The organism is Phenylobacterium sp. CCH9-H3 (assembly GCF_001557235.1).
GTDB lineage: Bacteria > Pseudomonadota > Alphaproteobacteria > Caulobacterales > Caulobacteraceae > Phenylobacterium.
The window spans coordinates 1-20,210 of sequence record NZ_LSJI01000170.1; the positions used below are offsets into that span (position 1 = coordinate 1).

A 20,210-nucleotide genomic window follows, 5' to 3' on the forward strand; every position below is an offset into this window, starting at 1 on the left:
CCCTTGAGATCCGCCGCCAGGGCGCCGCCGTCCAGACAGGTGACGTTGACCGCGGCGCCGCGCCGCGCGAGCGCATTGGCGAGGTGAACGGTATTGCGCGCGACGCCGTCTCCGGCGAGGCCACCGCAGAACAGGACGACGGGACGGGAGCTGGGCATACCCCAACCTGTCGGGGGCGGATTTGCCCCGCCTCGCCCGAACATTTGCTTTTGCCCACGTTCGGCGGTGAGGCGGGGCACAGGACGCGGTCCGCCGCTGGGAACGGCTTATTCCCCGCCGCGCGGCGGCCCGCTAGACGTCAGGCATGTCCGCCTTCGACGCCCGCGACCTGCTCGATTGCTACGCCCGCGGCGTGTTTCCCATGGCCGATGCGCGTGAGGACGCGCGCGTCTTCCTGATCGATCCCGAGCGGCGTGGGGTGATTCCGCTCGACCGGTTCCACGTGCCGCGGCGGCTCGCGCGCACGGTCCGGGCCGATTCGTTCGAGGTTCGCTTCGACACCGCCTTCCATCGGGTGGTGCTGGAGTGCGCCGCGTCCGGCCCGGGGCGCACCGAGACCTGGATCAACCGGCCCATCGAGAACCTGTACCTGCAGCTTCACCACATGGGCCGCGCGCACAGCGTCGAGTGCTGGGCGGACGACGAACTCGTGGGCGGACTCTATGGCGTGTCGCTGAAGGGGGCCTTCTTCGGCGAGAGCATGTTCTCACGCCGGCGCGACGCCTCGAAGGTGGCGCTGGTGCACTTGGTGGCGCGGCTGATCGCGGGTGGGTTCGTGCTGCTGGACACCCAGTTCATGACCGACCACCTGAGCCAGTTCGGCGCCGAGGAGATCAGCCGCTCGGCCTATCACCGCCGCCTGGCGAAGGCGCTGGAGGTCGAGGCCGGCTTCTACGTCGGCGGGACGGCTGGCGTTTCGGGCGCAGCGGCGGGCGCGGCCTTCGGCGCCGGGGCAGCCTTGGGCTCCGGCGTCGGGGCGGACGGTGGCGTCCCGTTCGTCGGCGCCGCCGCGGGCTTGGCCGCCGGCAACTCCAGAAGCTTGGGCTCGGCCGCCTCGGGCGCCTTGGCCGCGGGCGGACGAGCGGGCGCGGCCGCCACGGCCGGCGCCGGCGCGCTGGCCCTGCAGCTGATCGCCCAGGCGTCGTAGGTCGCGTGCTCGACCGGGTTCAGGCCCGGGGAGGAGGCGAACATCCAGCCCTTGAACGCCTGGCGCGGCGGCGGCGTGGGTCGGCCCGGCTGGGGCCGCGGCTGGGAGTCGATGGTCAGGTAGACGATCGAATCCTCGATGGCCTCGTCGGGCGCCGAGCGCTCGCAGGCGCGCACGGTGAACACCAGGCCCTTCCAGCGCACCGGCTGGCCGACCGCGGCCTCGAAGCGCAGCGTCTCGGCAGTCACCTTGTCCAGCGCCTGCAGCACGGCGATGTTGTAGCGGGCGCGGCGGATGGGGGCGGCCACCGGCTTCTCGGCCACCTGTTCTTTCGGCGCGACGGCCGGGGCGACCTCGCTGGCCGTGACGGGCGGCGCCACCGTCGGCGTTGGCGTCGAGACCGCGGCGGGGGGCGCTTCTTCCGCCACCGGCCCCGCGACGGGCGCGGGCGGCGCTTCGGCGGGCGTGGGCGCTTGCGGGGCGGTGGGCTGGGCCGCGACCATGCCGGTCAGGACCGCACCCAGGGCCACGCCAAGCGCCGCGCGGCCAACGGACAGACTGGGGGTGCGGCGCGTACCCACGGCTATTCCGGGGTCCAGGCCTCGTAGTCGCCGGTCGCGCGCTGGCGGTCGCCGCCCCGCGAGATCGCGCCCTTGGGCCGGCGGGCGTAGATGGTGCCGGTCAGGTTCGGAAGGTGGTCCTTCTCCCACGAACGGCGCAGCAGCGGCTCGGTGGTCGGCGGCTCGTCGAAGGTGTAGCGCAGCCAGCCGTGCCAGTCGGGCGTCACCTTCGAGGCGTCGGCGTAGCCCTTGTAGATCACCCAGCGCCGCTTGCGGCCCTTGTCGTAGCTGTCGCGGTCGTCCCGGGCCTCGTAGTACCGGTTGCCCAGCTCGTCCTGGCCGACGAAGCGGCCGCGGCGCCAGGTGGTGAAGTGGATGCCGGTCGTGGCGCCGTTCCACCAGGTGAAGATCGTCTTCAGGACGGACAAATCAGGGCTCTCGGGGCTCGAAATTCGGCCGGACTATAGGCGGGCGCCCTCGGAGCGTCCAGCGCGGGGCGCGTTGCGGTCCGACAGCAATATGTTGGGGATGAAGCTGACGACACACCCAACATCTATTGCTCCCTAGCCTCGGCGCCGCCTAGGCTCGCGTGTCAGGGAGTCGGACCGCATCATGACCGAGACGTCGCGCGCGGGAATCGAGGGGCGGATCCTGGAGCTGGGCGATCGCCTGGTCGAGGTCGAGGCGCCTGCCCATTTCACCAACGCCCGGGTCGAAGCCTGGATCGACTGGGCCGGCGGGCGGACCGACCTCGCCGCCGCGGTCCTGCAGTACGCCTACGCACTGGCGGGCAAGGCGCATGCCCGCGGCCTCACCAAGGACCTGAAGAGCCGGACCCGGTTCCGCGAGGCGATCACCGAGGCGATGATGCTGGGCTTCGTCGCCCTCTCCCCTGCCTCAGGGCCGTGGGAGGCGCTGGCGTCCAGTGCGTCCTCGCTGGACGCGTTCACCGCAATGCACCGCGGACGCGAGGCGGCCCAGGCCGCCGCGGGGTTGCTGAAGGCCCGCCTGCAGGCGGTCATGGACGCTGTGCTCCGTTGCGAGGGTGGCCCGGACGCCTGCGCCGATCCGGCCCGGAACACCAGCCTGGCCCGCGCCGCCGACGCCGCCCGCGCCGCGGGCGCGCCCGACGCCACGATCCTGGAGGCGATCGCCCTCGCCCGCGGCGGCGAGAGGGAGTGGCTCTGCGCCCCGCCGGCGCAGGTCGCCTCAGCCCCCGTGGTGGTGGACCGCGGGGCCGGCGGGACGGCCGCCGCCCGTGCGGCCTGGACCACCGGCCGGGTGATCGTCGCCCCCGACGAGGTCGCCGCGGCGGCCATCGTCGAGGCTTCGGGCCTGGCCTGCGCCGGCCTGGAACTTATGGCCTTCTGGCGGGAGGCCGCCTTCGACGAGGCGGCGTTCGTCGAGGCGGTGAAACTGGCCGCCATCGCCGTGGGCGCCGAGGCCGACGGTCCGGCGCTGCTCGCGCTGGGCGGGCTGGGCGAATGGCTCGTGGCCCACGGCTTCGACTACGACAGCCAGGAGGCCCGCCAGGCCAGCCGCAACCTGTTCCAGGCCGCCCGTGACGCCATCGATGGGTTGGACCTCGATCTTCGCCTGGGCCTAGTAAGCAATCCCGACCTGGCGCTGCGCCTGGGCGCGCGGCTGGACGCGGCGCCCTGGGCCGGACCGGTGACCGTCGCGGAGACCGCCGACGGCGAGACCGTGAGAGTGCTTTCCGAAGCCGCCATCCTGGGGATCGCCGCCACGGGCGCCGACCTCGCCGCGACGCGGGACGCCCTGCTGGGCCACCGCAGCCTGACCGAGGCGCCCGGCGTGAGCGCCCAGGCGCTGGCGGCGCGCGGCTTCACCAGCCTGGAGATCGCCGCGGTGGAGGCCGAACTGCCGTTCATCTCCAGCCTGGCGCAGGCTTTCGCCCCCACCGTCGTCGGCGAAGGCTTCCTGCGCGACGTCCTGGGCGCGACGCCTGAGCAGCTGGCCGACCCGGCGCTCGACGTGCTCGCCCTGGCCGGCTTCAGCGCCGAAGAGGTCGCCGCCGCCGAAGCCCACGCGCTGGGTGCGGCCGACCTGGCGGAGGCCCGCTTCCTGAACGAAGACCAGCGGCGGGTGCTGCGCGGCGCCGCCGAACTGCCGGCCGCCGCCGAGGCGGCGATGCTGGCGGCCCTGGCGCCGGCGCTGGACGTCCCGCCGATCCTGACGGTCCGGCTGGCCTGGGACGCGAGCCTCGCCGAGGTCGAGGCCCTGCTCGCCGCCGCCGACATCGCCATCCGCCCGCGCCGGGCCGCGCCGCCCGCCGCCCTGGCCCTCGAGATCCCGCCGGTGGCCGAGCTGCCGGCCCGGCCCGCGGCGCCGGCCCAGCCCGAGGAGCGGATCGTCGAGCGGATCGTCGAGCGCGAACGCACCCGTCAGAAGCTGCCCGACCGCCGGAAAGGGTACATCCAGAAGGCCAGCGTGGGCGGCCACAAGGTCTATCTGCACACCGGCGAGTACGACGACGGCCAGCTGGGCGAGATCTTCATCGATATGCACAAGGAAGGCGCGGCCTTCCGCTCGCTGATGAACAACTTCGCCATCGCGATCTCGATCGGCCTGCAGTACGGCGTGCCGCTGGACGAGTTCGTGGACGCGTTCGTCTTCACCCGCTTCGAGCCGGCCGGCAGCGTCACCGGCAACGATACGGTGAAGTCCGCCACCTCGATCCTGGACTACATCTTCCGCGAGCTCGGGATCAGCTACCTGGGCCGAAACGAGCTGGCGAGCGCCGACCCCGGCGAGCTCAACGCCGACGGCCTGGGCCGGGGCAAGGCGGATGCGGCGGTGGCGGTCGAGGAGCCCCAGCCCCAGCCGGCGTCGCGGTTCATCTCGCGCGGGTTTGCACGGGGCGCGGCCCCCGACAACCTTGTGTTCCTGCCGTCCGCCAACCGGGGCGTTGGGCCTGCGGCCATGGCGACAGCCGAGGTCTGCGCGGCCTGCGGCGACATAGCCGTCGTGAAGAAGGGCCAGGCCTTGATCTGCGAGACCTGCGGGACGCGCGCCGGCAGGCTTCCCGAGGATCAGACGGGCTAGAAGGTCGCACCCAAGACCCCTGAAGTTACCGCGATTTAAGTGGCGCCCCCGAGGGCGAGCAGGCAGAGGTGACAGCCTGACTGCAAGGAACCGCCTGCCTGATGTTGCGTAACCCCCGCCTCCTGGCCGCCACGGCCGCCGCCTTCGCGATCGGTTCGATCGCGGGCGAGGCGATGGCCGGCGAGCCGGTCGTCCGGCGGCAAGACTCGTTCGGCGGCTCCTGCGTGAAGTGCGAGCTCTCGGGCCGGAACATGTCGGGCGCGCGCATCATCGGCGCGAATTTCTCCGGCGCGACCATGGTCGGGACCAATCTCCAGGACGCCAAGTTCCACGCCTCGGTCTTCGCCGGCGCCGATCTCACCAAGGCCGACCTTTCCGACTCGGCGATGAGCGGCGCCAACTTCTCGGGCGCCAATCTCACCAGCGCGCGGATGCGCTCGACCGAGGCGAACGGCGTGGTCTTCGCCACGGCCAACCTGACCCGCGCCGACCTCTCGGACAGCGAAGCAACGGGCGCCAATTTCCGCCGGGCGATCCTGGTGGGCGCCAATCTGCGTTCGGCGACGCTGCGCGGGGTCGTCTTCGAGAGTGCGGACCTGTCGCGAGCGACGCTGTCCGACATCGACGCTCAAGGCGCGAATTTCATCCGCGCGCGGCTGGGCGGCGCGACCCTGCGTTCCGCGGACCTGCAGGGCGCGAACCTCAGCCGCGTGGAGGCGTCCGGAGCGGTGTTCCAGGCCGCCGACCTGACGGGCGCCGCGATGAGCCACGGCACGTTCACGGGCGCCTCGTTTCGGGGCGCCGACCTGACCCACGCCAATCTCTCGGGATCGTCCTTCGACGGCGCCGATTTCCGGGGCGCGGACCTGACACGGACCAGCCTGCACGGCGTCGACCTGTCGAACGCCGAAGGGCTCAACCAGGAACAGCTCGACGACGCCTGCGGCGACACACGGACGCGGCTGCCGCGCGGCTTGGCGATCCGCGCCTGCAATGGCGTGCGCCTGATCCTGCGCCACGATACGCCGAAGCCGGCGATGCGGATGGTCCCGGCGATGCCGGCCGTGCCGACGCCCCCGCAACCGCCGCAACCGCCGTCCCCGCGCTACTTCCTCCCGGTCGCCGGCTGAGCCGTCACCCCGCCTTGATGGGCGGGGCGAGGCGAATGTGCAGCTCTTTCAGCTGCTTGTCCGCGACTTCGGACGGCGCGTTCATCATCAGGTCCTGACCCTGCTGGTTCAGCGGGAAGGCGATGACCTCGCGGATCGCGACCTGGCCGGCCAGCAGCATGACGATCCGGTCGATGCCAGGCGCCAGGCCGCCGTGGGGCGGCGCGCCGTGACGGAATGCGTTCAGCATGCCGCCGAACTGCTCCTCGACTACCTCCGGCCCGTAGCCTGCGATCTCGAAGGCCTTGAGCATGATCTCCGGCAGGTGGTTCCGGATCGCGCCCGAGCACAGCTCGTAGCCGTTGCAGACGATGTCGTACTGATAGGCCAGGATATCCAGCGGATCCTTGGTCTGCAGGGCCTCCAGCTCGCCCTGCGGCATCGAGAAGGGGTTGTGCGAGAAGTCGACGCGGTTCGTCTCCTCGTTCATCTCGAACATCGGGAAATCGACGATCCAGACGAACTCGAAGCGATCCTCGTCGACCAGCTTCAGGTCCGTGCCGACCTTGGTCCGCGCGGACCCGGCGAACTTGGCGAACGCCTTGGGATCGCCGGCCACGAAGAAGGCGGCGTCGCCCTGCCCCATGCCGATCTGGCCCATAACGGCGTCGGTCTTCTCCGCGCCCAGGTTCTTGGCGATCGGGCCGCCCCAGCCGCCCTGGTCCTCGGACCAGAAGATATAGCCCAGGCCGGGCTGACCCTCGCCCTGCGCCCAGCTGTTCATGCGGTCGCAGAACGCGCGGCTGCCGCCCTTGGGCGCGGGGATCGCCCAGACGGCGTTCTTCTTGTCTTCGAGGATCCGCGCAAACAGGCCGAAGCCGCCGCCGCGGAAGTGCTCGGACACGTCCTGCATCTGGATCGGGTTGCGCAGGTCGGGCTTGTCGGTGCCGTACTTGGCGATGCTCTCGCGGTACGGGATGCGCGGGAACGGGTACGGCGTCACCGGCTTGCCGTCGGCGAACTCCTCGAACACGCCGTGCATCACCGGCTCGATGGCGGCGAACACGTCCTCTTGCGTGACGAAGCTCATCTCGACGTCGAGCTGGTAGAACTCGAGGCTACGGTCCGCACGCAGGTCCTCGTCGCGGAAGCAGGGCGCAATCTGGAAGTAGCGGTCGAAGCCTGAGACCATCAGCAGCTGCTTGAACTGCTGCGGCGCCTGCGGCAGCGCGTAGAACTGCGACGGGTGCAGCCGCGAGGGCACCAGGAAGTCGCGCGCGCCTTCCGGCGAGCTGGCGGTCAGGATCGGGGTCTGGAACTCCAGGAAGCCCTGGCCGATCATCCGGTTGCGGATCGACTGGATCACCTTGGACCGCAGCACGATGTTCTTGTGCAGGGTCTCGCGGCGCAGGTCGAGGTGGCGGTTCTTGAGCCGGATCTCCTCAGGATAGTCCGGCTCGCCGAAGACCGGCAGCGGCAGCTCGTCCGCCTTGGACAGGACCGTCACCTCCTTGACCTTCAGCTCGACCTCCCCGGTCGGCAGGTTCGGGTTCACGGTGTCCGCCGAGCGGGCGACAACCTCGCCGTCCACCCGGATCACGCTCTCGGCGCGCAGGTGTTCGACCACCTCGAAGCCGGGCGTGCCGGGGCTCAGCACCAGCTGCGTCAGGCCATAGTGGTCGCGCAGGTCGATGAAGATCAGCCCGCCATGATCGCGCTTGCGGTGGATCCAGCCCGAAAGCCGGGCGGTCTTGCCGGTGTCGGCGGCGCGAAGCGCGCCGCAGGTATGAGTGCGGTAGGCGTGCATTTGTCTCGGGAAATCGGGTGTTTTACGAGGCGCGGAAGGGCGCACGGGGGGCCGGGAAAGTCAAGGCGCAGGCGCTTGACAGGCGGGCCGGCGACCTCTCCCATCCCCGCGTCTGTTCGGGGATCTCCAGTGAACAAAGTCATCGGGACCGCCGTTGCGGCCCTCGCCAGCGCAAGTCTCGCCGCTTGCGCCACCACCGCGTCCAAGCCGCCCGCCGACAAGCGGCCGGCCACCTCACAGCCCGCTGCGGCCCTGCCCAAGGGGCTGGATCCCGCCGCCGCCAAGGATCCGTTCCCTTCGAGCTACCGGCCCCTGCCCGGCCGCGCCGTGGCCCTGGTGGGCGCGACGGTCCTGACCGGGACGGGCGCGCAGGTCGACAACGGCACGGTCCTGATCCGTGACGGCAGGATCGCCGCCGTGGGCCCCGGCCTGGCGGTCCCCGCCGGCTACGAGACGGTGGACGCGCGCGGCAAGTGGATCACCCCGGGCCTGATCGACACCCACTCGCACCTCGGCGTCTATCCCGCCCCCGAGGTCCAGGCCCATTCCGACGGCAACGAGGCCATCGACCCGAACACAGCGCAGGTCTGGGCCGAGCATTCGGTGTGGCCCCAGGATCCGGGCTTCAACCTCGCCCGCGCCGGCGGTGTCACCACGCTCCTGGTGCTGCCGGGCTCGGCCAACCTGTTCGGCGGCCGTGGCGTGACGCTGCGCAACATCCCGGCGCGCACGGTCCAGGACATGAAGTTCCCCGGCGCGCCCTACACGCTGAAGATGGCCTGCGGCGAGAATCCCAAGCGCGTCTACGGCGGCAGGCAGCGGGCTCCGTCCACGCGCATGGGCAATGTGGCGGGCTATCGCGCGGCCTGGATCAACGCCGCCGACTACATGCGCAAGTGGGACGATTACCGCGCCAAGGCCGGCCGCGGCGAGAAGGCCGACCCGCCCAAGCGCGACCTGCAACTCGACACCCTGGCGGGCGTCCTGAAGGGCGAGATCCTGGTGCAGAACCACTGCTACCGGGCCGACGAGATGGCCCAGATGATCGATATCTCCAAGGAGTTCGGCTACCGCATCACAGCCTTCCACCACACCGTGGAGGCCTACAAGATCGCCGACCTGCTGGCCAAGAACGACATCTGCGCCGCGACCTGGACCAACTGGTGGGGCGCCAAGCTGGAGGTCTTCGACTCGGTCGAGGCCAACGTCCCGATGGTGGACGCGGCCGGCGCCTGCGCGATCATCAAGTCGGACGATCCCGACCTGATCCAACGCCTGAACCAGGAGGCGGCCGAGGCCCTGGCCGCGGGCCAGGCGGCGGGTCTGCAGATCACCGAGGCCCAGGCGATCCGCTGGATCACCGCCAATCCCGCCAAGGCCCTGGGCATCCTGGCCGAGACCGGCACCCTGGAAGCCGGCAAGCGCGCGGACGTCACCCTTTGGGACGGCAACCCCTTCTCGATCTATGCGCGCGCCCAGCGGGTCTGGATCGACGGCGGGCTGGCCTACGACCGCAACGACCCGCGCTTCCAGGCGCGGTCCGACTTCGAACTGGGCCTGGAGGGCCGCCGATGATCCGCCGCCTCGCCGCCCTGCTGGCCGCCACCGCCCTGGTGAGCGCGCCGGAGGCCCAGGCCGCCACCGTGGCCATCGTCAACGCGCGGATCCTCAATCCCGGCGCCGCCGAGATCCCCAGCGGCACTATCGTGGTCCGCGACGGAAAGATCGTGGCGGTCGGGGCCAGTGTCGCGACGCCCGCGGGCGCTGAGGTGGTGGACGCCAAAGGCGGCGTCCTGACCCCCGGCTTCGTGGCCGTGAACAGCATGCTGGGCGCCGTCGAGGTCTCGGCCGTCGGCGACGACATCGACGTCAAGACGCCCGACCTCGGCGCTGCCTTCGACGTGCAGTACGCCCTGAACCCGGACTCCGTGGTGATCCCCGTGGCGCGCCTGGGCGGCATCACCAGCGCGGTCGTCACGCCGCGGGCCGAAGGGGGCCAGGGCGGCGCGGGCGAGCACGACGACAGCGGCGCAGAGGCCACCTCCGGCGCCCCGTCGTCCGAGAATGCGCACCATCTCTTCGCCGGCCAGGCGGCGGTGATCCAGCTCGCGCGCGGCTCCGACATGCTGCTGAAGCCGAAGGTGGCGATGGTCTCGCCGTTCGGGGACGCGGGCGCCAAGGTCGCCGGCGGCGCGCGCGGGGCGCAGTACGTGCTGCTGAAGGAGGCGCTGGCCGACGTTCGCGCCTACATGCGCAACCGCGCCGCCTACGAGCGCGCCGGCTATCGCGACCTGTCGCTGTCCCGGGCCGACCTGGAGGCGCTGATCCCGGTGGTGAACGGGCAGATGCCCCTGGTCGCCGTGGCCAACAAGGCCTCCGACATCCGCGCGGTGCTGAAGCTGGCGCGGGACGAGAACATCAAGCTGATCCTCACCGGCGCGGCAGAGGCCTGGCGAGTGGCGCCGGAACTGGCAGCGGCCCGCGTACCGGTGATCCTGAACCCGATCCTCAATCGGCCGACCAGCTTCGAGACCCTGGGCGCCACGATGGAGAACGCGGCGCGCCTGGAGGCCGCCGGGGTCGTGGTGGCCATCGAGGGCAACAGCGGCGCCCACCGGGCGCACGAGATGCGCTACAACGCCGGCGTCGCCGTCGCCAACGGCATGACCAAGGGCGGCGCCCTGGCCGCGGTGACGATCAACCCGGCCAAGATCTTCGGCGTCGCCGGCCGCGTGGGCTCGCTGGAGCCGGGCAAGGACGCCGACCTCGTCATCTGGTCGGGCGACCCCTTCGAGCCGCTATCGAAACCGCAGCTCATCCTGGTCCGCGGCGAGGCCCAGCCCCTGCGTTCGCGCCAGCTCGACCTGCGCGACCGCTACCTGGACCTCAACCGTCCGATGCCGCCGGGATATTCGTACTGAGACCGGGCCTGGGCTGTCAGCATGCCGGCGCCTAGCCAGAGCCCCAGGATCGGACTCATCGCCATGCCGACCAGAGGCGCAGGGAACGGGGCGACGAATGACGCCAATGCCGAAAGCAAGGCATAGACGCTGAGCGCCCGTGCTCCCGGCGCCCTGAAGGCGCCGAGCGAGCCTAGGGCCGCGAGCAGCATTACCCCTGCGACGACGGCGAGCGCCGGTGACACGGCCCAGGCCAGGCGAAGAATTTCCTCGACCTCCGGTACGGGCTGCAACGGGTCGGGTCGGAGCCAGGCGGCCGCGGCCGCCAAGCAGGCGGTAAACGTGGCCGCAAGACGCTGCCCCCGCGACCATGGCGCCGCACCGATCAGGACGACCAAGGCCGCTCCGAAGGCTGTCGCTTGGGAGGCGTCCGGCTGGGCGATCAACAGCGCCATCACGGCGGCTGCGGCCAACGGCCAGAGCCGCGCCCTACCCTCCCCAGCGCAGGCCACGATCGCCGGCGGCAGCAGGATCTGAGCCGCATTCATGTGCAGGGGTCCAAGGTCGAGCCAGCGGTGAACGCCAAGCTGCCCGGCGGAGAGGAACGTTGCGGCGAGCCCCAGAGGCCCGGCGACCAGGAAGCCGACGGCCGCGCGCCCACCCGCGACGGCTAGAAGTCCGCCCAAGATCACCCCGAGCAGCCAGGTCGCAGGGTTGCGGACCCACACGCCTGCCGGAACGCCGCTCGCCGCGGCCACGCCGACGCCGATCACCACGGCCGCCAGCGATGTGACGCCGAAGAGCGCGAAACCCCTCGCAGGCGTTTGGAACACGGGACACTCGCGACGCTGGAGGGATCTCGGCGACGGCCGCCCTGATAGATCAGCCTACTTCGACGGATCGACCAGCGCCTGGTAGACGAGGGTGCGGGACATGGCGCCCAGGTCGTCGCCGCCCGAGCCGCCCAGCCGCTGGATCATGCCGACGAAGATCAGGTCGTTCTCGGGATCGACCCAGAACCAGGTGCCGGCCGCGCCGCCCCAGCTCATCGTCCCGTCACCCTCCAGGGTGCCGGCTTCGCGGGCGTTCTTGACCACCATGAAGTCGAGGCCGAAGCCGACGGCTTCGTTGAAGCGGCTCACGCCATTGCCGTTCGAGGCGACGATGGCGTCTTTGGAGATCACGTTCGTGCCCATCAGCTCGACCGATGCGGGCGACAGGATGCGCACGCCGTCGAGGATGCCCTTGTTGGCGATCATCTGGGCGAAGCGGGCGTAGTCCATGGTCGTGCCGACCAGGCCGCCGCCGCCCGATTCCATGTTGGGCGGCGAGAGATAGGTCGGCAGATCGCTGCCGAAGATGGTCTTGGCCTCCTCGATCCGGCCGGTCTCGCGGTTGGCGACATAGAGCGCGGCGAGCCGGCCGGCCTTGTCGGCCGGGACGTAGAAGGCCGTGTCGTTCATCTTCAGCGGCTTGAAGATCCGCTCCGCCATGAACTGGCCCAGCGTCTGGCCGGTGAGGCGCTCGACGATGTAGCCTTGGATGTCGACCGACGACGAATAGCGCCACGAGGCCCCGGGCTGGAAGACCAGCGGGATCTGCGCGGTCCGATCGATCATGTCCTTGAGGCCGCTCGCGCCCAGGACCTGCTTTTCGCGGTACATCTTGTCGACGGGATGCTCATCCTGCAGGCCGTAGCCGAACCCGGCCGTGTGGCTCATGATCTCGCGCATGGTCGGCGGCCGCTTCATGTCCTCGAGCACCATCGTGCCGTCGGGATTGACGGTCTTCACGACCCGCAGGGTCTTGAACTCGGGGATGTAGCGGGTGACCGGATCGTCCAGCCGCCAGCGGCCTTCCTCGAACAGGATCATCAGCGCCACGCCGGTGATCGGCTTGGTCATGGAGTAGATGCGGAAGATCGTGTCCTCGGTCATCGGCGCGCCGGTGGCCAGGCTCTTCTTGCCGTAGGTCTTGTAGCTGACGATCTTGCCGTGGCGGGCAAGGAGCGTGGTCATGCCGGGAACCCGGCCCTGGGCCACCACGCCGGCCATGTAGGCGTCCAGCCTAGCGAGGCGAGCGCTGTCGAAGCCCAGGGCCTCGGGGCTAGCCGCCGTCGAAAGGCCCGTCGCCTTGACCGACGCCGCGGGCGCACGCTTGGCCGACTGGGCGTGGCCGACGCTCGCCGGCGCGAGCGCCAGCGAGACGGCCGCCAGGGCGACGGCGAAGCGCTTGGTGGTGCGAAGCATGGCGGGTCCCCTCCCGAACAGTTGTTGGCGCAAGCTTAGGTTCCGCCGGCGGCGGCGCAAGCGCGCGTGCGTTTCAGGCCGGCAATGCTCTAGCCTGCGGCCATGAAGCGACTCCTCATCGTCTGGCATTCGCGGACCGGCGCCGCACGGGCGATGGCCGAGGCCGCCGCGCGCGGCGCCGACGCCGAGCCGGAGGTCGAGGTGCGGCGGCTGGCGGCGGCCGAGGCGCAGGCGGACGACCTGCTCTCCGCCGACGGCTATCTCTTCGCCTGCCCCGAGAACCTGGCGACCATGTCCGGGGCGATGAAGGAGTTCTTCGACCGGAACTACTATCCGGTCCTGGGGCAGCTGAACGGCCGTCCCTATGCCGCGATGATCGCCGCCGGCAGCGATGGAACCGGCGCGGCGCGCCAGCTGGCCCGGATCTGCACCGGCTGGCGGCTGAAGCCGATCGCCGAGCCGCTGATCGTCGGCACGCACGCCCAGACGCCCGAGGCCATCGCCGCCGAGAAGACGTTGGGCGCCGTCGACCTCAAGGCCTGCGCAGACCTGGGCGCGGGCCTGGCGGTCGGTCTGGCCCTGGGCGTCTTCTAGCCGGCGGCGACGGCTCGGGCCTGCGCGGCGCCCGCCGCGCCGAGGGTGTAGATCGCCTGGCTCTCCTGCTTCCCGCGGACGGCGATCCGGTCGAGCTGGACCACGGGGAGGCCCGGGACGGCGGCCGCCGTCGCCTCGCCGATCACCAGCGGGACATCATAGGTCTTGCACAGGCCCTCCAGCCGCGAGGCCACGTTCACGGCGTCGCCCAGCACCGAATAGTCGAAGCGCTTCTGCGAGCCCATGTTGCCGACCACGCACGTCCCCGAATTCACCCCGATGCCGATCCGGATCGCCGGCAGGACATGGCCGGGCGGGACGTAGGCGCCCAGGCTGGCATTGATGGCCGGCATCGCCGCCAGCATGGCCTCGGCCGCCGCCACGGCGTGACGGGCGTGGTCGGGGTCGTCCAGCGGCGCGCCCCAGAAGGCCATGACGCAGTCGCCCATGTACTTGTCGATCGTCCCGCCGTGGGCCATCACGATTTCGGAGAGCGGGGTCAGGATAGCGTTGATCATCCGGGTCAGGCCCTGCGGATCGCCCTTCATCGCCTCGGAGATGCCGGTGAAGCCGCGGATGTCGGCGAACATCACCGTCAGGTCGCGGGTCTCGCCCCCCAGATTGAGCAGCTCGGGATTGGCCACCAGCCGCTCCACCACGGCGGGCGCCACATACTGCGAGAACGCCGCCTGGACCTCTCGGCGCCGGCGCTGTTCGGCGGCGAAGTCGTAGGCCGACAGCGCGATCGCCTGGAAGGCCAGGGCCGCGGCGGGCTCGACCGGCGAGACCCAGATGCGGCCGAAACGCAGGGCCAGCCACGCGGCCAGCACGCCGGCCGCCATCGCGCCCAGCGTCAGCGCGGCCTTGGCAAGCGGCGCATGCGGGCGCGTGGCCAGCCAGCCCAGCAGGGCCGACGTCAGCACGAAGAGCAGGCCCAGCCCTGGGGGCGCGGCGCGGATCCCCAGGCCGTGGACCAGGTTGTCGTAGAGCGTCGCCTGCACTTCCACGCCGGGGGTGAGCTGCCGGGTGGTGAGGGTCCACGGCGTCTCGAACGCGTCTGCGCCGCCACCCCCTGCCTCGGGAGCCGTCTGCAGCGCCAGGCCCACGATGACGACCCGGTCCTTGAACAGGCCGGGCGGCAGGTACTTCGCCGGGTCCAGCGCCTGGTAGTATGAGACCCGCGGATAGCTCCCGGCCGGCCCGAAGTACTGGATCAGCCGCCCCCCCTGCCCTTGCTCGCCGGGGTGGCCTGTCAGGCGCGCGAGCTGTGCGGCGAAGCCGTCGGGATAGCGCGGGATGCGCCGCAGGACGCCGTCGCCGTCCATCGACAGGCTGGCGACCCCGGCCTGGGCCCCGCCGGCCAGGAGTTCAGGGATCGGCTCGGTCCGGATGACGGTGTCGCCGTAAGCCTGCGCGCTGACGGTCTCGTCGGCGGCGAACAACGTTCCCGGTCCCGCGGCCGCCGCCAGGGCGGCGTCCGCCGCAGGCTCCGACGGCTCTGCGAAGACGATATCCAGGGCGACGGCGCGGGCGCCCGCCGCGCGCAGCGAACGGATCAGCGCGGCATGCACCTCGCGCGGCCAGGGCCACGGACGCCCCAGCGCCGAGAAGCTCGGCTCGTCGATGGCGACGATCACCGCGCCGGGCTCCGGCGGATGCGCCGGCGCGATCGTGGACAACAGATCGAAGGCCCGGCCGCTGATCGCATCGAAAGCCCGCAGGCCCGTCGCCGCGGTCACCGCCAGGGCGACGGCCAGGGCGATGGCGAGGCGCAGGCTCGGGCGGCGGCGCGGGCGCATCAGAACCGATACGCCGCGGCGGCGGCGATCAGGCGCCCGGCGCTCGGGCGCATCGTACGGTCGGCGCCGAACAGGTTTTCGACCACCAGCTTGACCTCGGCCTGCTTGTCGAGCGGCTCCCACACCAGGCTTGCATCGGTGACGTGGCTCGCGCCCCGCCGGTCGCCCGCGAAGTCCACGACGGAACTGGCCCAGGTCTGGCGCAGCTCCAGCTTCACCCGCGCCGGGTGGCTCCAGCTAAGCTGGGTCTGGACGAAGTGGCGCGGCAAGTAGGGCAACCTGCGGTCCGGCAGCGCGGCGCCGCCCAACAGCTGGGTCCCCTCGCCGTCCGAGCGGGCGTAGCTCGCCGCCAGCCCGACGTTTCCGCCTGGCCAAAGGTTGATCGCCGCGCGGAACCGCTCGATCTCCGCGTCGGCAAAGCCCAGCCGGGGCTGATCGTCCGGCGTCTGGATCACCAAGCCGTCAAACGCCTGGCGCTGGTACTCGAGGCTGGAGAACACCCGCGCGCTCCATTCGGCCTCCCAGCGCACAATCGCGCTGTCGAAGGCCCCGGCGTAGTTGGCGGCCGCATAGTCGGCGCGCAGGCCGGCCGGGTTGGTCGGCGCGAAGGTGAAGGCCACCTCGCTGGAGGTCTCGCGAACGAAGGCCGCGCGCACCCAGTGACCGGGTCCGGGTTCCAGGGCCGCGCCCAGCTTGAAGTCAACCGTGGTGTCGTCGGTCGCCGCCAGCCGCGCCACGGGATAGAAGGCGGCGCCGCTCTGTCGGATGCGGCTGTCGACCACCGCGGCCTGCCCCTGAAGAATCAGCGGCCCATAGGGCGCCCAGCGCGCGTCCACATAGGCCCGCTCTTGGCGAAACCGCGAACGGCTCACGTCCACGGTGAGCGGCGGCCCCGACGTGTCGCTCGCCGCGCGCTGGCGCACCGCTTCGAGCCCGGCTTCCAGGTCAAGCCGATCGAAACTCTTCTGATAGCTCGCGTGCAGGACGGTGAACCGGCTCTCCCAGTCGATGGCCGCGCCGCCCGCCACGTCCTGATCCCGGCTGCGGTTCCGATGGCCGACCCCGACGGTCATCACGTCGCGATCGCCGAACTTGTGGTTCCAGAACCCAAACAGCACCGCGTCCTTGCGGCGCGAGCTCGCAGGCAGGCCCGAGGTCGGTTCCTCCTCGTCGGTCGTCAGCTGCTCTAGATCGACGAAGGCGGCGAGGTTGTCGTAAGGCCCGGTCTCGGCCCCCAGCCACCCGCGCAGGTACTCCGCGTTCTCCGCCCGCGCGGCCTGCGCCGCTCCTCCGCGGCGGTCGGCCTGCCGATGACCGGCCGTGAGGCTGTACGCGACGGGAAAGGGGCTGTGGGCGAGGCCGTCCAGGGTCGCGAACACGGCCGGCCGCCTGAGGTCGCCGTCGCGACTGAAGGTGGTCGACAGGCTGGCCTCGGTGAACGCCTCCTTGAAGAACTGCACGCGGCGCTTGGGGTAGGTCACCGCCAGCGGGTCCAGCACCAGCCCCTGGAGAAAGGTCGAAAGCGGCGCGATGGACTTGCCCAACGCCACATCGAACCCGGCCAGTTCCAGCGGCGCCACGAAGGTCGGGTCCGGCAGCCGGTTCAGCGCCTGGTCGAAGTAGCTGGACGGCGTGTAGCTATCGAACACGCGGTCGCCATAGTAGCGGGCCCACTCGTCGAGCCCGGCGAAACGGAACGCCTGGGCCGCGTAGCTGCCGGTGATGCGGTTCTCGGACAGGCTGGCGTAGACCCCACCCCGGGCCTGGAACCTGCGGATGGCCTCGCGGGCGCCGGCGATGGCGTCGTCGACATGGTAGCTGTGCAGGGCGATGGCGGTCCGGGCGACCGGCGTCAGGGGGCTTTCCGGGTCCAGCCGGTCGGCGGCGTCCAGCTGCTGTAGCGCGCCGCCTTCATCGCCGAGGCGGTATTCGATCTCCGCAAGCTGCGTCAGCGCCCGCGCGTAGCCCGGATTGTCCGCGCTGGCCGCCAGCACCTCATCGCGGGCCGCATCGATCTGGCCGGTCTCGACCAGATACTGCGCGAGCGCGGCGCGCGCGGTCGCTCGACTGGGGTCCAGGGCCAGGGACCGATCGATGGCCGCTTTGGCCTCGTGGACCCGGTTCTGCGCCAGCAGCACCTGGGCGTGGCGCGCATGCAGTTCGGGATTCTGCGGATCTCGCGCCAAGGCTGCCAGTATAGCGTCCAGCGCCTCCCGGTCGGCGGCCCGCTCCAGCCGGATCTTGCTGAGGACGGCGTAGCCCCCCGGACGGCGGGGATCGGCCGCCACGGCGGCCTCGGCGTCGACCAGGCCCGCATATGGCTGGCTGCGGTAGTCGGCCTTGATCTCGGCCCGTAGCGCCAAGGCTGCGGCGTTGCGTGGATCGCGGCCCAGGGCGTCGGCGACCGCCGCCTCCGCTGTCGCAGCGTCTCCCAGCAGCAGGGCCGCGCGCGCCTGCAACGCATGGAGCGCCGGCTCGTCCGGATGACGGGCGAGGCCGTCGCGGCTGAGCGCCAGAGCCCCGCGCAGGTCTCCGGCAAAGGCGGCCAGGAAGCCGTGCCCCACGTAGCTCAGCGGATCGGCGGGATCGAGGGGCGGTGGTTCACCCTCGCCGCGCAGGGCCGCCGCGAAGGCCGGACTGCGCCCACCGAGCAGCTCAAGCCCGTCCTCGCGACGCACGAAGTAGAGCATCTGCTCGCGTCCGACCGGATCGGCCAGGACGGTCAGGACCGGCGCCTGACCCAGAGCCGCCCGCGCCGCCTGGCCCGCCATGACCTCGACCGCGCCCAGGTCGTTGGCCAGGCTGACCGCGCCGTCGAACACCTGCAGCGCCGTGGCGCCCTCCGTGACTGAGAGCGCCCAGTCCGTGCCGCGGATGGCGGCAGTGGCCGATGGCGTCTCGACCGACAGGTTCGCGCGGCCGCGCGGGCTGCGCCCCCAGACACTGCCCTGCTGGAGTTGCAGCGCCGACGGGGCGCCGGCGGTCACCTGCTTCACCAGCAGCACGGAGTTGCGGCCGAGCCGGATCTGCGTCCGGTCCGCGAACACGATAGCCAGGGTGCCCGCCGCGTTGGTGCGCAGCGTGTCGCCCGCCTTCAGCTGTTGACGGACCTCGGCGCGGCGAAGGTTGGTCTCGCTCACCAACAGGGCCGTCTCGCCGCCCTTGGCCGCCGCGATGGCGCCGGAGACAGGCGCAGCACGGGGCACAGGCTGCGCCGTCGCCCCCGTTGCCGCCGTCGCCAGCAGAATCGCCAGCCCGGCGCGTCCCGCCTCTCGCCTCATCACCCCAGCCCCTCGCAGAGCGCGCAAGCTAGGCTGTTGGGAGTCGGTGGACAACGTTGTTCGCCTTCCCGGCGGCTCAGGCGGGTTCGTCGCAGCAGCCACCGCCTTCATCGCCACGACGCATCCCGCCACGGCCAAGCCTCGTAGCTACGGCCCGCGGGGCGGAACACCGGTCCGCGGATGTCGTTTAATGGCGCGGAGACCGGGACATGCAGATCGGGCGGCGGGAGTTCCTGAAGGCAGGCGGCGTGGCGCTCGCGGCCGGCGGCGCGGTCGCAGCAAGCCCGGCCCCGGCCCAGCCCGCGCCTCACCGCGCCTTCCAAGCCAACGACTGGGCCCGCGTGCGCGCGCAATTCGGACTGAGGTCCGACCGCGTCGACATGTCGGCGATGCTGATCGCCGCTCACCCGAAGGCGGTCCGCGAGGCGATCGCCCGCCATCGCGACGCCCTGGACGAGACGCCGATCGAATATCTCGAGCAGAATAACCGCCGCCTGCAGAACGTGGCGCGCGAGCGCGTCGGCCGGTACTTCGGCGCGCCGGCGGCCGATGTGGCGCTGACCGACTCCACCACCATGGGCGCGGGCCTCGTCTACAACGGCCTGAAACTGCGGCCCGGTCAGGAGGTGCTGACCACCGACCGCGACTACTACGTCACCCATGAGTCGCTGCGGCTGGCGTCGATGCGCAACGGCGCCAGCGTGCGCCGCATCCGCCTGCCCGATCCGGCGAAGGCGGGCGCAGGCGGACTGGCCCAGGCCGTCGTCCGCGAGATCAAGCCCCACACCCGCGTCGTGGCCCTGACCTGGGTGCTCTCGTCCACCGGCCTCAAGATGCCGATCCCCGCGATCAGCCATGAGATCGCCCGCCTGAACGCCGGCCGGGCCGAAGCCGACCGGATCATCCTGGCCGTCGATGGGGTCCATGGCTTCGGCAATCAGGACGTGGGGCTGTCGGAGCTGGGCTGCGACCTGTTCTTCGCCGGCTGCCACAAGTGGATCTTCGGGCCGCGCGGCACGGGCGTCGTGATCGGAACCCAGGCCGGGTGGAGCGCCCTGGCGCCGACGATCCCGACGTTCCTGGCGAGCGACGCCTATTCCGACTGGATCAGCGGCACACCCGCCACCGACTGCACGGGCGCGCGCCTCACGCCCGGCGGGTTCAAGGCTTTCGAGCACGTCTGGGCGCTGTCGGATGCGTTCGTGATCCACGACTGGGTGGGCCGCAGGCAGGTGGCCGATCGGACGGCGGAGCTGGCCGACCAGCTGAAGACCGGCCTCGCCGCCATGCCGCACGTGACCCTGGCCACGCCGCGGTCGCGGGACCTGTCGGCGGGCATCGTCTCGTTCGAGGTGGCGGGCATGACGCCGGCGCAAACGGTGGCGAAGCTGCGCGAGTGGAAGATCTTGGGCTCGGTGGCGCCCTACGCCCGGCCGCTGGTCCGCCTGACGCCGTCGATCCGCAACACGCCGGAGGAGGTGGACTTTGCGTTGAAGGCCGTTCGCGCGATGGCCTGACGGCGCAGCCGGGCCGTGTTAACCTCCCGGCGGGGTCTGAACCGCGCTTTGGGGAGGCGAGCGGTCGTCATGTTGGGGATTCAGTTAGCGGCGTTGAGCATGCCCGAGCTGCGGCGGCTGCTGGAGGCGGCGCGCGCCCGGGGCCAGGACGGCCTGGTGCGGCAGCTCGAGGCCGAACTCG

At 71.4% G+C, this 20,210-nt stretch carries 13 protein-coding genes and 1 pseudogene; 7 read left to right on the plus strand and 7 right to left on the minus strand.

Going from position 1 to position 20,210, the window contains the following annotated elements; genetic code table 11:
• Window positions 1–304 precede the first annotated feature (304 nt).
• Window positions 305–922, plus strand: a pseudogene (gene aat / locus AX721_RS14970) (leucyl/phenylalanyl-tRNA--protein transferase); the annotation flags it as partial.
• Here aat and AX721_RS26910 read toward each other — a convergent pair.
• The gene (locus tag AX721_RS26910; RefSeq protein ID WP_369796643.1) at window positions 892–1,650 is read right to left on the minus strand and encodes a DUF2155 domain-containing protein; all 759 of its coding nucleotides are present in this window, start codon (window positions 1,648–1,650) and stop codon (window positions 892–894) included. The pseudogene aat and the gene AX721_RS26910 sit on opposite strands and share 31 nt — an antisense overlap.
• A gap of 80 nt (window positions 1,651–1,730) precedes the next feature.
• Entirely contained in the window at window positions 1,731–2,135 is a 405-nt protein-coding gene (locus AX721_RS14975) for an NADH:ubiquinone oxidoreductase subunit NDUFA12 (RefSeq protein WP_068876792.1), read from the minus strand.
• Window positions 2,136–2,319: 184 nt separating this feature from the next.
• On the opposite strand from AX721_RS14975, the gene AX721_RS14980 reads away from it, so the two are divergent.
• Together AX721_RS14980 and AX721_RS14985 are read left to right on the plus strand one after the other, a co-directional pair.
• On the plus strand, window positions 2,320–4,773 hold the full coding sequence (locus tag AX721_RS14980) for a hypothetical protein (protein ID WP_068876793.1): 2,454 nt from the start codon (window positions 2,320–2,322) through the stop codon (window positions 4,771–4,773).
• Window positions 4,774–4,874: 101 nt separating this feature from the next.
• Window positions 4,875–5,903, plus strand: coding sequence for a pentapeptide repeat-containing protein (locus AX721_RS14985; RefSeq protein ID WP_068876794.1), 1,029 nt, complete (start codon window positions 4,875–4,877; stop codon window positions 5,901–5,903).
• 4 nt (window positions 5,904–5,907) lie between these two features.
• Here the strand turns inward: AX721_RS14985 and aspS are convergent, their stop codons facing one another.
• A complete protein-coding gene (aspS, locus tag AX721_RS14990; RefSeq protein WP_068876795.1) occupies window positions 5,908–7,689 on the minus strand; it encodes an aspartate--tRNA ligase in 1,782 nt (593 codons plus the stop codon).
• Between the two features lie 129 nt (window positions 7,690–7,818).
• Between aspS and AX721_RS14995 the strand changes: the two genes are divergently transcribed.
• Together AX721_RS14995 and AX721_RS15000 are read left to right on the plus strand one after the other, a co-directional pair.
• Window positions 7,819–9,264: an amidohydrolase gene (locus AX721_RS14995; RefSeq protein WP_068876796.1), complete on the plus strand. Its 1,446-nt coding sequence runs from the start codon at window positions 7,819–7,821 to the stop codon at window positions 9,262–9,264.
• Complete coding sequence (locus AX721_RS15000; protein WP_068876797.1) at window positions 9,261–10,610, plus strand: amidohydrolase family protein; 1,350 nt, start codon at window positions 9,261–9,263, stop codon at window positions 10,608–10,610. Before AX721_RS14995 ends, AX721_RS15000 begins: the two co-directional genes overlap by 4 nt.
• On the opposite strand, the gene AX721_RS15005 is transcribed toward AX721_RS15000, so the two are convergent.
• Window positions 10,565–11,422, minus strand: a complete 858-nt coding sequence (locus tag AX721_RS15005) for a hypothetical protein (protein ID WP_068876798.1) — start codon at window positions 11,420–11,422, stop codon at window positions 10,565–10,567. The two genes, AX721_RS15000 and AX721_RS15005, sit on opposite strands and share 46 nt — an antisense overlap.
• Window positions 11,423–11,476: 54 nt before the next feature.
• Complete coding sequence (locus AX721_RS15010; protein ID WP_068876799.1) at window positions 11,477–12,838, minus strand: serine hydrolase; 1,362 nt, start codon at window positions 12,836–12,838, stop codon at window positions 11,477–11,479.
• Between the two features lie 102 nt (window positions 12,839–12,940).
• Between AX721_RS15010 and AX721_RS15015 the strand changes: the two genes are divergently transcribed.
• The gene (locus AX721_RS15015; RefSeq protein WP_068876800.1) at window positions 12,941–13,432 is read left to right on the plus strand and encodes a flavodoxin family protein; all 492 of its coding nucleotides are present in this window, start codon (window positions 12,941–12,943) and stop codon (window positions 13,430–13,432) included.
• On the opposite strand, the gene AX721_RS15020 is transcribed toward AX721_RS15015, so the two are convergent.
• Together AX721_RS15020 and AX721_RS15025 are read right to left on the minus strand one after the other, a co-directional pair.
• Window positions 13,429–15,231 carry a CHASE2 domain-containing protein gene (locus AX721_RS15020; protein WP_068876801.1) on the minus strand — a complete coding sequence of 601 codons (1,803 nt, stop codon included), beginning with the start codon at window positions 15,229–15,231 and terminating at the stop codon, window positions 13,429–13,431. The two genes, AX721_RS15015 and AX721_RS15020, sit on opposite strands and share 4 nt — an antisense overlap.
• Window positions 15,231–18,512: a FecR domain-containing protein gene (locus AX721_RS15025; RefSeq protein WP_068876802.1), complete on the minus strand. Its 3,282-nt coding sequence runs from the start codon at window positions 18,510–18,512 to the stop codon at window positions 15,231–15,233. The genes AX721_RS15020 and AX721_RS15025 overlap by 1 nt, the downstream gene beginning before the upstream one ends.
• 209 nt (window positions 18,513–18,721) lie before the next feature.
• Here AX721_RS15025 and AX721_RS15030 point away from each other — a divergent pair, with 209 nt between their 5' ends.
• The gene (locus AX721_RS15030; RefSeq protein WP_068876803.1) at window positions 18,722–20,029 is read left to right on the plus strand and encodes an aminotransferase class V-fold PLP-dependent enzyme; all 1,308 of its coding nucleotides are present in this window, start codon (window positions 18,722–18,724) and stop codon (window positions 20,027–20,029) included.
• Window positions 20,030–20,210 lie beyond the last annotated feature (181 nt).